Origin of the sequence: Streptomyces sp. SAI-127 (assembly GCF_029894425.1) — a bacterium.
Lineage (GTDB): Bacteria > Actinomycetota > Actinomycetes > Streptomycetales > Streptomycetaceae > Streptomyces.
Genome location: NZ_JARXYJ010000001.1, coordinates 4,545,635 through 4,558,696 on the forward strand (window position 1 = coordinate 4,545,635; position 13,062 = coordinate 4,558,696).

Below are 13,062 nucleotides of genomic sequence, written 5' to 3' on the forward strand. Positions count from 1 at the left end.
GCCCCTCAGTCCCATTCCAGGCCGCCGCGCCGCCATACGTACGCGTACGCGACGAAGACGGTGAGCACGAAGAGCAGCATCTCCACGAGCCCGAAAACACCCAGGGCGTCGAAGGTGACGGCCCAGGGGTAGAGGAAGACGATCTCGATGTCGAAGACGATGAAGAGCATCGCCGTCAGGTAGTACTTGATGGGGAAGCGCCCGCCGCCGGCCGGCGTGGGGGTCGGCTCGATCCCGCACTCGTAGGCCTCGAGCTTGGCCCGGTTGTACCGCTTCGGACCGATCAGCGTGGCCATGACCACGGAGAAGATCGCAAAGCCTGCCCCGAGGGCTCCCAGTACGAGGATGGGCGCATAAGCGTTCACCGCTCCTCGCTCCTCTCAGTCGGCACTGACTGCTGGCGATGGCATCGGACTCACACCCGACTCATACGTCCCTCTGACCTCCGTCTGCCTCGACGAAGATCGCGAACATGTGAAGCAGGTCACAAGCCCAACTGACCCGCATCCTATGCCTGCCGGTCTGTGATCTGCGACACGGGGTATTGCACAAGCTTTGTGATCTCCACCACCAGGCGAAGGATCATGAAGTCGGATCAGCGGTGATCTTCACACGAGAAGCGTCCGAGTGATCACCAGAGGTGACATTTCCGCTAGTCGGCGCAGGTCGGGAGAGGCGTCTCCATATCAAGAGACTTCTCCTGCATGCAAATTGGTGCTGGACGCGACTGCTTGGTAGTGGACCGCATTCACACCTCGGAGGGACCCGGGAGGGCGGATGTGGACGCGTGCACACATTCACGAGCGCCGGCCACCTCCGGACGCAGCCACCGCCGTAACCGTTGCGTGACCTCCGCCACACATATGAGAGGTTCCTAAGAAGGGGGCTTGGCCATCGGCCTCAACCGATGGTAGATGCGGGGCAATTAGGGCGTAACAGCGAAAGGCCATGATCACAGGCTTGATCACGAGCGTCCGCAATGTCCGTTACGGCGTCAATAAAGAGTGAGCCGCCGGGGATTCGGGCCACCGATTGAACAACTGTGGCGCAGCACACGTTTCTTGAAGGTATGGAGGAGCCCCTGATACCAGTTGGTCTCATGTCCCACACCGCTCACATACGCAGTCACCGGAAACCCCGCCGCAGCGCGACGACTTCGATCGCCGTCCGCGCTGGCGTCGCCGGTGGCGTGCTCAGCATGGCAGCGGCGGGCGCGTCGGCTTCGGCGTTCGCCGCCGAGTCGACGACGCAGACCCTCGAACTGCCCACCCTGTCGGCCGATCTGGGCAGCCAGGTCGCCGAGTCCGCCGACGCGATGCAGCAGGCAGCCGCCAACTACCAGCTGCAGGCCGAGCGCGACGCGGCCGCCGCAAAGGCCGCGAAGCAGGCCAAGGCGGACCTCGCGGAGGCCAAGAAGAAGGCTGAGGCCAAGAAGAAGGCTGAGGAAGCCCGCAGGGCCGCCGCCGAGGAAGCCGCCTCGCGCAGCACCGAGCGGGCCACGCTGTCCGCCTCGGCGAGCGCCAGCGTCTCCACGAGCTCGTCCACGGCCACCGGTTCGGCCGCGGCCGTCATCGCCTTCGTGAAGGCTCAGGTCGGTGACGCCTACGTCTCCGGCGGCACCGGCCCCAACTCCTGGGACTGCTCCGGCCTCGTCCAGGCCGCGTTCAGCCAGATCGGCGTCGACCTGCCGCGTGTCTCGCAGGACCAGTCGACCGCGGGTACCCAGGTCTCGCTGAGCAACCTCCAGCCGGGCGACATCCTGTACTGGGGCGGCGCCGGCAGCGCGTACCACGTGGCGGTGTACGTCGGCGACGGCATGTTCGTCGGCGCGCAGAACCCCTCGACGGGCGTCGCCGAGAAGCCGCTGTCCTACGACCCGCCGACCGGAGCGGTGCGGGTGCTCTGACACCTGAACAGCTTGATGGGGCCGCAGCCGCTCGGGGGCTGCGGCCCCACTGGTTCATCCAGGAGTTGCTCGCGCTTGCCCGGGGCGGGTCTGGCCGGTCTGCTCCTGGGGCTGTTCGATGTGTGCTGTTGTCATGGGCAACGGAGGGAAAGGAGAGGTTCCGGTGAACCTCTCGGACCCACCGCCCACAGCATCCTCACCACCCACATCGAACAGGAGACACCACCATGCCCAGTGTGTTCGTTCAGGGCAGGCCCACCGACTCGTATCCGCGTCTCGCCCCCGAGGCCCGGCGCGGGCAGGTCCGGCGCATCACCGAGGTCGGCGAGGAGGTGCTGCACAAGCCGTGCCGGGACGTGACCGAGTTCGGGCCCGATCTCGCCGCGCTGATCGACGACATGTTCCTGACGATGTACATCGCGGAAGGGGCGGGCCTCGCGGCCAACCAGGTCGACGTCGGTCTGCGGCTTTTCGTCTACGACTGCCCGGACGACAACGGGGTCCGGCATGTCGGGCACATCGTCAACCCGGTGCTCGAGCAGTTCGACCCGGCCGAACGCAGGCTGCTCGACGACAGCGAGGGGTGCCTGTCGGTGCCGGGCGCCGTCATGGACGTACCGCGTCCGGACCGGGCCGTGGTCCGCGGGTTCGACAAGGACGGCGAACCGCTCGTGATCGAGGGGACCGGGTACTTCGCGCGCTGCCTGGCACACGAGACCGACCATGTGAACGGACACGTGTATCTGGACCGGCTGTCCAAGCGGGACCGCAAGGAGGCGCTGCGGCAGGTGGCGGACCGGCGGGACGAGGTGTTCGCCCGCCGGGCGGCCAACATCGAGGCGCTGAACGGCGGTCAGGGCACCGTCAGCGCCTGAGGGAGTGGACCAGCGCCCACACCGACACCGCGATGAGGATGACGAACACGGGTAACGCGACCCCTACGTCCATCCCTCCACGGTGCTCCGTCCGAGGGGCTCCCGTCACGCCTTCGGCGCCACCTTGCTCAGCCCGTTGATGATCCGGTCCATCGCGTCGCCGCCCGTGGGGTCGGTGAGGTTGGCGAGCATCTTGAGGGTGAACTTCATGAGCAGCGGGTGGGTCAGGCCGCGCTGGGCCGCGATCTTCATGACCTTCGGGTTGCCGATGAGCTTCACGAAGGCGCGGCCCAGCGTGTAGTAGCCGCCGTAGGTGTCCTTGAGGACGCGCGGGTAGCGCTGCAGGGCCATCTCACGCCCCGCGGGGGTGGAGCGGGCGTGGGCCTGGACGATGACGTCGGCGGCGATCTGGCCGGACTCCATGGCGTAGGCGATGCCTTCGCCGTTGAAGGGGTTCACCATGCCGCCGGCGTCGCCGACCAGGAGCAGGCCCTTGGTGTAGTGCGGCTGGCGGTTGAAGGCCATCGGCAGGGCGGCGCCGCGGATCGGGCCGGTCATGTTGTCCGGGGTGTAGCCCCACTCCTCCGGCATCGAGGCGCACCAGGCCTTCAGCACCTCGCGCCAGTCGAGCTCCTTGAAGGAGTCGGAGGTGTTCAGGACGCCGAGGCCGACGTTGGAGGTGCCGTCGCCCATGCCGAAGATCCAGCCGTAGCCGGGCAGCAGCCGGTCCTCGCCGGGGCCGCGGCGGTCCCACAGCTCCAGCCAGGACTCCAGGTAGTCGTCCTCGTGCCGCGGGGACTCGAAGTACGTCCGTACGGCCACGCCCATGGGGCGGTCCTCGCGGCGGTGCAGGCCCATCGCGAGGGAGAGCCGGGTGGAGTTGCCGTCGGCGGCGACCACGAGGGGCGCGTGGAAGGTGACTTCGCGCTTGTCCTCACCGAGTTTCGCGTGGACGCCGGTGATGCGGCCCGTGCGGTCGTCGACGATCGGGGCACCGACGTTGCAGCGCTCGAACAGCCGCGCCCCGGCCTTCTGGGCCTGGCGGGCGAGCTGCTCGTCGAAGTCGTCGCGCTTGCGGACGAGGCCGTAGTCGGGGAAGGAGGCGAGATCCGGCCAGTCGAGCTGGAGGCGTACGCCACCGCCGATGATCCGAAGACCCTTGTTCCGCAGCCAGCCGGCCTCTTCGGAGATGTCGATGCCCATCGCCACGAGCTGTTTGGTGGCACGCGGGGTGAGGCCGTCGCCGCAGACCTTCTCGCGCGGGAACTCGGTCTTCTCCAGCAGGAGCACGTCGAGTCCGGACTTGGCGAGGTGGTACGCGGTCGTGGAGCCGGCCGGCCCCGCGCCGACGACGATGACATCGGCGGTGTTCTCGGACAGGGGCTCGGTCACGGCGGGATCTCCCCAGGCTCGGAATCTAGTTCGGAATCAAGTTCTGAATCCGCGTGCCGACCGGCACTGGACATGGGCAGTCTATTCAGCAGAATTGATCACCCGGCTGAAGGGCTGCCCCAGTGAACCGAGCTCTGCCCCTTGTACGGCTGCGCGTCCCCACCGACGAGGACGCCGTCGCCTGGCACCGGATCTTCGACGACCCGGACGTCATGGAGTTCCACGGCGGCAGGTCCGCTGAGCTGTACGTCTACGAGGAGCTCACCGCGCGCCAGCGCCGGCACGACGCCGAGCGGGGCTTCTGTCTGTGGACCATGGTCGACGAGAGCGGGCAGGTCGTCGGCTTCACCGGTGCCCAGCCGTGGCCGCAGGACTGGGGGCCCACGGGTGAGATCGAGATCGGGTGGCGGCTCGGACGGACGTACTGGGGCCAGGGATACGCCACGGCGGCCGCGCAGATGACCCTGGAGCGGCTCAGGGCGGCGGGCGTCACGGACGTGGTGGCGATGGTCAGACCCGGCAACGAACGGTCGATCTCGGTCGCCAAGCGTCTCGGAATGGAACTCGCGGAGACCTTCCCGCACCCCCGGTTGAACGAAGAGGCGCTCTGCTTCCGTCTCTCCCTCCAGAGCGGTCACTCAGGGTAGCGGTCTGCTACAGAAAGACACTCGGCACTTCCTGCCGCCACGGGCCGGAGTTACCCTTCCAGTACCGCTGGGGGTGACATCTGTGCGCATAACACCCAAGACGCCCGAAGTGCGCGTACCGCGTCTGGTCGGACTCATGGCCGTCGACGCACGCGAGACGGCCCAGGCGCAGGGCCTGTTCGTCAATGCGCCGGATCGGAAGGACTTCCACCAGGCCGTCGTCGACTATGTCGTACGCCAGTACCCGCAGGCAGGCGCGGAGGTGCCGCGGGACTCGGTGGTGTACGTGTGGTTCGACCTCGGTCCCGGTGAGGGTGGCGGGGGCAGCCGCGAGCCCCGCATCCCCAGACCCCCGAGCGGCGGCCTCCAGCGCGAGCTGGACGAGCCGGGAGACCCGTACGTGGTCCGGTGCGTCACGGGACTCTGACGGAGCGCGCCGGGCCGCTCAGCTCTCCTTGACACCCCGGTGCAGGGCCACGATCCCACCCGTCAGGTTCCGCCACGCCACCTTCGACCAGCCGGCCTTCTGGAGTCGTTCCGCCAGGGCCGGCTGGTTCGGCCAGGCGCGGATGGACTCGGCGAGGTAGACGTAGGCGTCGGGGTTGGAGGAGACCGCGCGGGCGACCGGAGGCAGGGCGCGCATCAGGTACTCGGTGTAGACCGTGCGGAAGGGCGCCCAGGTCGGGTGCGAGAACTCGCAGATCACGACCCGGCCGCCGGGCCTGGTCACCCGGTACATCTCGCGCAGCGCGGTGTCGGTGTCCTGGACGTTGCGCAGCCCGAAGGAGATGGTGACGGCGTCGAAGGTGTCGTCCCTGAAGGGCAGCTTCGTCGCGTCGCCCGCGGTGAACGGCAGCCAGGTGTGCTTCCGCTTGCCGACCTGGAGCATGCCGATCGAGAAGTCGCAGGGCACGACATAGGCGCCGGTGCGGGCGAAGGGCAGCGACGAGGTGGCCGTGCCCGCCGCCAGGTCCAGGATCTTCTGGGCGGGGCGGGCGTCGACGGCCCTGGCGACCTCCTTGCGCCACACCCGGTCCTGACCGAGCGACAGCACGTCGTTCGTCAGGTCGTACCGTTCCGCCACGTCGTCGAACATCGAGGCGACTTCGTGCGGCTGCTTGTTCAGGGAAGCGCGGGTCACGTCTCCATTCTTGCAGGCCGCCCTCCCGGAAGAAGCTGCGGCTTCTTCTTCCCGGCCACGTCCTCCACCCATCCGCACAGCAGCACGAACACCCCGATCAGGATCCAGCCGATGCCGAACATGAACCACTGGCTCTCCAGGGGCAGCCACTTCTCGAACGCGGGCACGTTCCAGAACTGGTCGATCAGCGGCACGGCGAGGATCAGCGCGATCTCGTGCCACAGGTAGATCGTCACCGCGCGGGAGTTGAAGATCGTGACGACCCGGTCGGTCCGCCGGAAGCGGGTCAGCCGGCCGAAGTCGATCCCGAAGCGCGACTTGGCCCACATCAGGAGCGTCACGTACCCGGCCGACCAGAAGGCCTGCGCGAGGGGGATGTCGTCAAGGTCGTACGAGCCCGTCTCACCCTGATGAGTGAAGGCGTACCAGCCGCCGAACCCGATCGCGGCGAGCGAGAGAGCGACGACGGCCGGCGCCTTCAGCCGCTCGAGGACCCCGTCCCGGTGGGCGAAGCCCAGGATCCAGCAGAACAGGAAGGTGGCCAGGTCCGTCAGCGCGCTGCCGAGGCGGTTGTCGGGCGGCTCCCACAGGAACTGGAAGACCACGATCGGGGCCAGCGCCAGCAGCAGGACCGGCACCGGAGCCAGCCGGAACACCTTCAGCAGCACCGGCGACAGCAGGACGAACCACAGGTACGTCCGCAGGTACCAGAGAATCTCCCAGGCCTGCTCGCCCCACGCGTTGCCCGGCGGATCGCCGAGCGGCACGATCCAGTAGACGATCTGCCAGCCCGGCATCCAGTCGTGGACCATCATCGCGAGGACCACGAAGACGCCCCAGAACCAGAACGGCGGCAGCAGGCGGCGCATCCGGCTTCCGACCACCGTGAGGGCGGGCCGCTCCAGGGACTTCGCCATCAGCGTGCCGGCCAGGGCGAACATGATCCCCATGGAGGGGAAGACCATGCCCGCCCAGGCCCAGCCGAAGGTGTGATAGGTGACGACCCGGATCAGGGCGACGGCCCGGAGGGTGTCGAAGTAGCGGTCGCGGCCCGGGGGCCGAGACGGAGGCTTCTCCTCCTCCGCCTCGGCGTCAGCGGGGGCTCCGGGAACCGGCGGCTCCGGCGCCTCCGGCTCCGTGCCCTGTCCGTAGTAGCCGTACTCGACGTACTCCTGCGGATACGGCTGCGTATACGGCTGCGGCTGCTCTACGTACCCCGAGTACCCGTACCCATAGCCGTACCCCTGCTCCTGATGGCCCTGCTGCTGATACCCCTGCTGTTCCCAGCTCATCAGCCCACCCCCGCCGGGGTCCCGACCTCGCCGGTTCGCTTCAGTTTCTGCCAGCGCAGCCGGCCGCCGGTGAGCGCGGTGATGCAGGAGTGGATCAGGACGAGGTACATCATCTGGCGGTAGGCCAGCTGCTGGAGCGGCATCATCAGCAGATAGCGGTACTTCTCCTTGTCCAGCTTGAAGGCGTACGCCGCGCACACGAGCTGGACGCCGAGGACCGCGAGCCAGGCGTACAGCGCCGCCCGGAAGTCGACGAAGACCATCGAGTATGCGGTGAACACGTCGATCAGCGGGGCGAACACCGGCGTGACGATCTGGAAGATCACCACCAGCGGCATGCCGACGCGGCCGAAACGGCCCGAGGGGCCCTTGTCCGTGAGGGACTTGCGGTGTTTCCACAGCGCCTGCATGGTGCCGTACGACCACCGGTAGCGCTGCGACCACAGCTGCTTCAGGGAGCCCGGCGCCTCGGTCCACGCGCGCGCGTGCTCCTGGTAGACGACCCGCCAGCCCGCGCGGTGCATCGCGATGGTGATGTCGGTGTCCTCGGCGAGGGTGTCCTCGCTCATCCCGCCGACCTGGAGGACCGCCTCGCGGCGGAACGCGCCGATCGCGCCCGGGATGGTGGGCATGCAGCGCAGCAGGTCGTACATCCGGCGGTCGAGGTTGAAGCCCATCACGTACTCGATGTGCTGCCAGGCGCCGATGACGGTGTCGCGGTTGCCGACCTTGGCGTTGCCGGCGACCGCGCCGACCTCCGGGTTCGCGAAGGGCTGCACCAGCTGCCGTACGGTGTCCGGTTCGAAGACGGTGTCGCCGTCCATCATCACGACGATGTCGTGACTGGCGCTGCGGACACCGTTGTTGAGGGCGGCCGGCTTGCCCGCGTTCTCCTGGCGGATGACCCGGACGTTCGTCATCCCCAGCGTGCGGGCCGCCTCGCGGGCGATCTCGGAGGTGCCGTCGGAGGAGCCGTCGTCGACGACGATGACCTCGATCGGATGGGTGCTCTTCGCCAGCGACTCCAGGGTGTTGGCGATGCACTCCTTCTCGTTGTACGCCGGCACGATCACGGTCACCGGCATGGTGACCGTGGGTCCCCAGCTGAAGCGGCGTTTGTTGCGCAGTCGGTAGTGGCGGCGGGCGAGGATCAGCATCATCCCGAACCGGCCCATGACGGCCACACCCACGATCACGAGTCCGACCGACAGCGTGGGGACGGTGTACTCGGCGACGGCGACGGCCATGACGAGCGCCTTGCCCTCGTAGAGGGTGGTGCCGGTGGCCTCGCGGTGCGCGGCCTGGAGGCGGTCGGTGCCGTTCTGGTCCCCGCCCCGGAGCTGTCCGCCCCCGGTGCCCGCGGGGGCGTTCGTCTGCTGTCCCGCGCGGGCAGCCGTGTTCTGCGCCTCGATGACCCCGCTGATGGTGGTGAAGGTGTAGCCCTTCGCCCGCATCTTCTCGATGTACTCCGGCAGCGCCTTGATCGTCTGCTCACGGTCGCCGCCGGCGTCGTGCATCAGCACGGAGGCACCCGAAGTCCCGGACGGCATGGCCCACTTGACGATCTTCGAGACGCCCGGCTTCTTCCAGTCGTCGCTGTCGGTGTCGACGAAGACGCTGGTGTAGCCCTCCTCGCCGAGCTTCTCGTACACGGGCCAGCTGTAGTTGTCGATCGCGTCCGTCTCCGAGGAGTACGGCGCCCGGAACAACGTGGTGGTGATGCCGGCCGCGCCCGCGAGGGCGAGCTGCGTCTGGGTCATCTCGCGCCGGATGCGGGCGTCGCTCTGGTAGGAGAGGTCGACGTGGGTGAAGGTGTGGATGCCCACCTCATTGCCCTGGTCGACCATGTCCTTCACGATCCCCGGGTAGCGCGAGACCATCGAGCCGACCAGGAAGAAGGTGGCCGGGACGTCGTACTTCTCAAGGATCTTCAGGACCTGGGGCGTGTACGTCGGGTTCGGGCCGTCGTCGAAGGTGAGCGCGATCGTCTTGGCCGGCACGGAGGTCGTGGTGGCCTGGCCGCCCCGGAAGCTGATGATCGGCCCGCCGTTGAGGATCTTGTCGGGGACCTTGCTGGAGCTGGCGCCGTCGCGCACCCGCTCGTCGCCGCCGACCTCGGCGCGCAGATAGCCGTCGAGCAGCATCACGCTGGTCAGGCCGAGCAGGAGCAGCAGGGCGAGGATGACCCGGGGTTTCTGCAACGCCGCGGCCTTGCCCGCCGCCCGCTCAATGCGGGTGGGGGCACGCCGGCGGCCGCGGGAGGGCGTCGTCGTGGTCATGTGGTGGGCCGTTCCGGTCAGTTGGAGGCAGCGGAGGCGGTCACGGTCGGGGCGGCGCTCGGCGGAGCGCCGGTGGCGGTGCCCGTGGGCGGAGTGCCGGATGGCCTCGACGGCGGGGTGCCGATACCGCCCTGCGGCTGGATGCCCTCGGGGCCAAAGTTCGAGGAACCGCCGGGACCGCCGCCCGCGAAGGGCAGCAGCGTCGTGCTGGAGACGCCGATGCCCATGAAGGCCAGGCCCAGCACGACGGCGTACCCGAGGGACAGGACGCCGAGGAGAAGGCCGATCCGGCGCAGCAACTTGGAGCGGCGTCCGGAATTGTCAACGAACACCGGGCCCTCGGCGGACCCGTTACCACCGCGTTTACGGCGGCGACCGCGCATGTCGGCGCGGTTTTCGATGGCAGGCTCGGAATGCATTCCCCAGACATTAGGCAGTCTTTATGTGTCCGGATTTGACTTTCTTGTGAGGCGCATATGAGAAACCTCTTATGCTGTCCGTTTCCTGAGAGTGTCCGCCTTGCCTGACCGATTCGTCCTCATGAGGCTCAGGCGGGTGTGAGACATTCGCCCCTCCGGAAAGAGAAATCACGAGAGAGCGGGTGCATGCGCATGCGGAGTTTCCTGAAGCCGACGGCCGGGGTCATTTGTCTGTTCGCCCTGACCACGGCGGGGTGCTCCTCCGAATCGGACAGCGCCTCGGACGCGGAGCCTGCGAAACAGAGCAGTACGTCACCGTCGGCCACGTCGGCGGCCTCGTCGTCGGTCACTTCGTACGCGCCGTACGTCAGCGCGACCGAGGCCTCCGGCAACGACTCCGCGGGCTCGCCCTCCGTGTACAACCTCGCGTTCGTGATCGCCGACGGCAGTGCCTGCACGCCCTCCTGGAACGGCACGTCCGCCATCGGCGACTCATCGGTCGCGTCCCGGATCAGTGCGCTGAAGGAGGACGGGGCTCAGGTGCGGGTCTCCTTCGGCGGGGCGTCCGGGAAGGAGCTGGCCGAGACCTGCTCCACCGCGGCGGAACTGGCTGCGGCCTATGGAAAGGCGCTGGACGCCGCAGGTTCCTCACTCGCCGACTTCGACATCGAGGGGGACGCGCTGACCGACTCCGACTCGGTGGAACTGCGGTCCGAGGCGATCGCGTTGCTCCAGGAGGAACGGAGTGACCTCGCCGTCTCGTTCACGCTTCCCGTGATGCCGTCCGGGCTCGACGACGACAGTGTGGCGTTGCTGGAGTCGGCGAACAACGAGTCGGTTCAGGTGTCGACCGTCAACATCATGACGATGAACTACGGGGAGTCGTACGACGGGGACATGGGGGATTACGCGATCACTTCGGCGAAGGCGGCGCAGGCTCAGTTGCGGGACGTTTTCGGTACGTCCGGTTCCACTGCGTGGCGGGCCATGGCGCTCACCTCGATGATCGGGACGAATGATGTGGACGGGGAGACGTTCACGTTGTCCGACGCGGCTCAGGTGCGGGAGTTCGCGGAGTCCAAGGAGGTGGCGTGGGTCTCGATGTGGTCGACGTTTCGGGATCAGGAGTGCGATGCGGGAAAGTCGGACGAGGATGATCCGTTGACCAATTGCAGTGGGGTTTCTCAGAGTTCGGGGGCGTTTGGGGAGGCGTTCTCCGGTTGAGTTTCGGGTGCGGGTGCGTTGTGGCTGGTCGCGCAGTTCCCCGCGCCCCTGAAGGCGCTTACCTGCGCCGGTGCAACAGGCGGCCCTTGATCACGGTTGCCACGCAGGTGGTCAGCTCGGCCGTTTCGAAGATCGCGAAGGTGGCCTCGCCGTGGGGCAGCAACGGGGTGGCGAATGACCCAGGGGTCAGTGAAGGCAGGCCCTCCGGATCCGTGAACCGGTGCTCGATCGTCAGCCCCGATCGGTGGACGGCGTCGATCACCGCGGGGCGTCGCAGCTCACCCCTCACCGCCACCACCCCGTGCGCCAGCATCCGTTGCACACCGCGCCTCGCGCTCGCACCCCACCGAGTGTCCGTCATGTCCAGGGACTCCAGCGCCTCCCCCGTGAGGGGCTCGCTGCCCAGGTCCTCACGTGGGTCCGGGTGGTAGGACTGCTCCAACAGCTCCGGGCCGTACGGGTTCACCAGGCCCGGGGTGAGAACTCCCGGCCAGCGGCGCACCCTTGCCGTCGGATGTGCGGCGGCCAGTTCCTCGTAGACCTCTACGGCCGCGATCTGCCGCCCCTCGACCAGTACCGCTCCGCCGGGCAGCGGTGACCTTCCGTCGCCCGGGATCAGCAGGTCGGCGGTGTGGATCGTCAGCAAGACAGGCCTAGTTGGACGCGAGGATCTTCAGCTCGGGATGCGCCGTGCCGCCCGCGATCGCCGTGGAGGAGATGTGGGACATCACGCGCGCGTCGACCGGGTCGTTCGCCGGGTCGTCGTGGACGACTAGGTGCTCGTACGTGGTGGCGCGCTGGGCCGGAACCCGTCCCGCCGTACGGATCATGTCGATCATTTCCTGGAGGTTGGAGCGGTGCTTGGCACCGGCCGCCGAGACGACGTTCTCCTCCAGCATGACCGAGCCGAGGTCGTCCGCGCCGTAGTGCAGCGTCAGCTGGCCCGCGTCCTGGCCGGTGGTCAGCCAGGAGCCCTGGATGTGGGCGATGTTGTCCATGAAGAGCCGGGAGATCGCGATCATCCGCAGGTACTCGAAGATCGTGGCCTGCGTGCGGCCCTTCAGGTGGTTGTTCATCGGCTGGTAGAGGTACGGGATGAAGGCCCGGAAGCCGCCCGTGCGGTCCTGTACGTCACGGATCATCCGCAGGTGCTCGATGCGCTCGGCGTTGGTCTCACCGGTGCCCATGAGCATCGTGGAGGTGGACTCCACGCCCAGGTTGTGCGCCGTCTCCATGATCTCCAGCCAGCGCTCGCCGGACTCCTTGAGGGGCGCGATGGCCTTGCGGGGGCGCTCGGGGAGCATCTCGGCACCGGCGCCCGCGAAGGAGTCGAGGCCGGCCGCGTGGATGCGCTGGATGGCCTCCTCCACGCTCACCTTGGAGATCCGGGCCATGTGCTCGACCTCGGACGCGCCCAGCGAGTGGATCACCAGCTGGGGGAATTCCTTCTTGATGGCCGCGAAGTGCTTCTCGTAGTACTCGACGCCGTAGTCCGGGTGGTGGCCGCCCTGGAACATGATCTGCGTGCCGCCGAGTTCGACGGTCTCCGCGCACCGGCGCAGGATGTCGTCCAGGTCGCGGGTCCAGCCCTTGTCCTTGGCGGTCGGCGGGGCGTAGAAGGCGCAGAACTTGCACGCCGTGACGCACACGTTGGTGTAGTTGATGTTCCGCTCGATGATGTACGTCGCGATGTGCTCCGTGCCCGCGTACCGACGGCGGCGCACGGCGTCCGCGGCGGAGCCCAGTGCGTGCAGCGGGGCGTCGCGGTAGAGGTCGAGCGCCTCCTCCGGAGTGATCCGCCCACCCTCTGCGGCACGGTCGAGGACGGACTGAAGGTCGGCCTTCTCGGTCACCGGGGCGTGCCTTTCGTCAAGGGTTCGGGCGGTC

Annotated in this window: 13 protein-coding genes; 5 read left to right on the forward strand and 8 right to left on the reverse strand. The window is 67.9% G+C overall.

All coding sequences use genetic code 11. The features are described from left to right. Nucleotides 1-5: 5 nt before the first annotated feature. Nucleotides 6-365: an NADH-quinone oxidoreductase subunit A gene (locus M2157_RS20625; protein WP_007383963.1), complete on the reverse strand. Its 360-nt coding sequence runs from the start codon at nucleotides 363-365 to the stop codon at nucleotides 6-8. Between the two features lie 734 nt (nucleotides 366-1,099). Between M2157_RS20625 and M2157_RS20630 the strand changes: the two genes are divergently transcribed. Next, nucleotides 1,100-1,906: a C40 family peptidase gene (locus M2157_RS20630; protein ID WP_280863179.1), complete on the forward strand. Its 807-nt coding sequence runs from the start codon at nucleotides 1,100-1,102 to the stop codon at nucleotides 1,904-1,906. Nucleotides 1,907-2,133: 227 nt separating this feature from the next. Further along, nucleotides 2,134-2,781, forward strand: a complete 648-nt coding sequence (gene def / locus M2157_RS20635) for a peptide deformylase (RefSeq protein ID WP_280863180.1) — start codon at nucleotides 2,134-2,136, stop codon at nucleotides 2,779-2,781. 105 nt (nucleotides 2,782-2,886) lie between these two features. On the opposite strand, the gene M2157_RS20640 is transcribed toward def, so the two are convergent. After that, on the reverse strand, nucleotides 2,887-4,173 hold the full coding sequence (locus M2157_RS20640; RefSeq protein ID WP_280863181.1) for a geranylgeranyl reductase family protein: 1,287 nt from the start codon (nucleotides 4,171-4,173) through the stop codon (nucleotides 2,887-2,889). A gap of 122 nt (nucleotides 4,174-4,295) precedes the next feature. Between M2157_RS20640 and M2157_RS20645 the strand changes: the two genes are divergently transcribed. Both M2157_RS20645 and M2157_RS20650 read left to right on the forward strand, forming a co-directional pair. Then, nucleotides 4,296-4,820, forward strand: coding sequence for a GNAT family N-acetyltransferase (locus tag M2157_RS20645; protein WP_280863182.1), 525 nt, complete (start codon nucleotides 4,296-4,298; stop codon nucleotides 4,818-4,820). A gap of 109 nt (nucleotides 4,821-4,929) precedes the next feature. After that, the gene (locus M2157_RS20650) at nucleotides 4,930-5,247 is read left to right on the forward strand and encodes a PASTA domain-containing protein (RefSeq protein WP_280863838.1); all 318 of its coding nucleotides are present in this window, start codon (nucleotides 4,930-4,932) and stop codon (nucleotides 5,245-5,247) included. 18 nt (nucleotides 5,248-5,265) lie between these two features. Here the strand turns inward: M2157_RS20650 and M2157_RS20655 are convergent, their stop codons facing one another. The 4 genes from M2157_RS20655 to M2157_RS20670 are packed head-to-tail and all read right to left on the reverse strand — an operon-like array spanning nucleotide 5,266 to nucleotide 9,864. Further along, a complete protein-coding gene (locus M2157_RS20655) occupies nucleotides 5,266-5,961 on the reverse strand; it encodes a demethylmenaquinone methyltransferase (protein WP_280863183.1) in 696 nt (231 codons plus the stop codon). Continuing rightward, nucleotides 5,958-7,253 carry an acyltransferase gene (locus tag M2157_RS20660; protein WP_280865909.1) on the reverse strand — a complete coding sequence of 432 codons (1,296 nt, stop codon included), beginning with the start codon at nucleotides 7,251-7,253 and terminating at the stop codon, nucleotides 5,958-5,960. Before M2157_RS20660 ends, M2157_RS20655 begins: the two co-directional genes overlap by 4 nt. After that, on the reverse strand, nucleotides 7,253-9,532 hold the full coding sequence (locus M2157_RS20665; RefSeq protein ID WP_280863185.1) for a bifunctional polysaccharide deacetylase/glycosyltransferase family 2 protein: 2,280 nt from the start codon (nucleotides 9,530-9,532) through the stop codon (nucleotides 7,253-7,255). Before M2157_RS20665 ends, M2157_RS20660 begins: the two co-directional genes overlap by 1 nt. 17 nt (nucleotides 9,533-9,549) lie before the next feature. Next, nucleotides 9,550-9,864 (reverse strand): hypothetical protein, encoded by a 315-nt coding sequence (locus M2157_RS20670; protein WP_348541799.1) that lies wholly within the window; start codon nucleotides 9,862-9,864, stop codon nucleotides 9,550-9,552. A 279-nt stretch (nucleotides 9,865-10,143) separates the two neighbouring features. Here M2157_RS20670 and M2157_RS20675 point away from each other — a divergent pair, with 279 nt between their 5' ends. Beyond that, nucleotides 10,144-11,175 carry a chitinase gene (locus tag M2157_RS20675; RefSeq protein ID WP_280868254.1) on the forward strand — a complete coding sequence of 344 codons (1,032 nt, stop codon included), beginning with the start codon at nucleotides 10,144-10,146 and terminating at the stop codon, nucleotides 11,173-11,175. Between the two features lie 58 nt (nucleotides 11,176-11,233). Here the strand turns inward: M2157_RS20675 and M2157_RS20680 are convergent, their stop codons facing one another. Then, complete coding sequence (locus M2157_RS20680) at nucleotides 11,234-11,821, reverse strand: hypothetical protein (RefSeq protein ID WP_280863187.1); 588 nt, start codon at nucleotides 11,819-11,821, stop codon at nucleotides 11,234-11,236. Nucleotides 11,822-11,828: 7 nt separating this feature from the next. Beyond that, on the reverse strand, nucleotides 11,829-13,028 hold the full coding sequence (mqnC, locus tag M2157_RS20685) for a cyclic dehypoxanthinyl futalosine synthase (RefSeq protein ID WP_057608017.1): 1,200 nt from the start codon (nucleotides 13,026-13,028) through the stop codon (nucleotides 11,829-11,831). Between the last annotated feature and the right edge of the window lie 34 nt (nucleotides 13,029-13,062).

Coding starts and splice junctions, on each gene's coding strand:
- def (WP_280863180.1), top strand. CDS start 2,134: ATGCCCAGTGTGTTCGTTCAGGGCAGGCCCACCGACTCGTATCCGCGT.
- M2157_RS20630 (WP_280863179.1), top strand. CDS start 1,100: ATGTCCCACACCGCTCACATACGCAGTCACCGGAAACCCCGCCGCAGC.
- M2157_RS20675 (WP_280868254.1), top strand. CDS start 10,144: ATGCGGAGTTTCCTGAAGCCGACGGCCGGGGTCATTTGTCTGTTCGCC.
- M2157_RS20665 (WP_280863185.1), bottom strand. CDS start 9,532: ATGACCACGACGACGCCCTCCCGCGGCCGCCGGCGTGCCCCCACCCGC.
- M2157_RS20660 (WP_280865909.1), bottom strand. CDS start 7,253: ATGAGCTGGGAACAGCAGGGGTATCAGCAGCAGGGCCATCAGGAGCAG.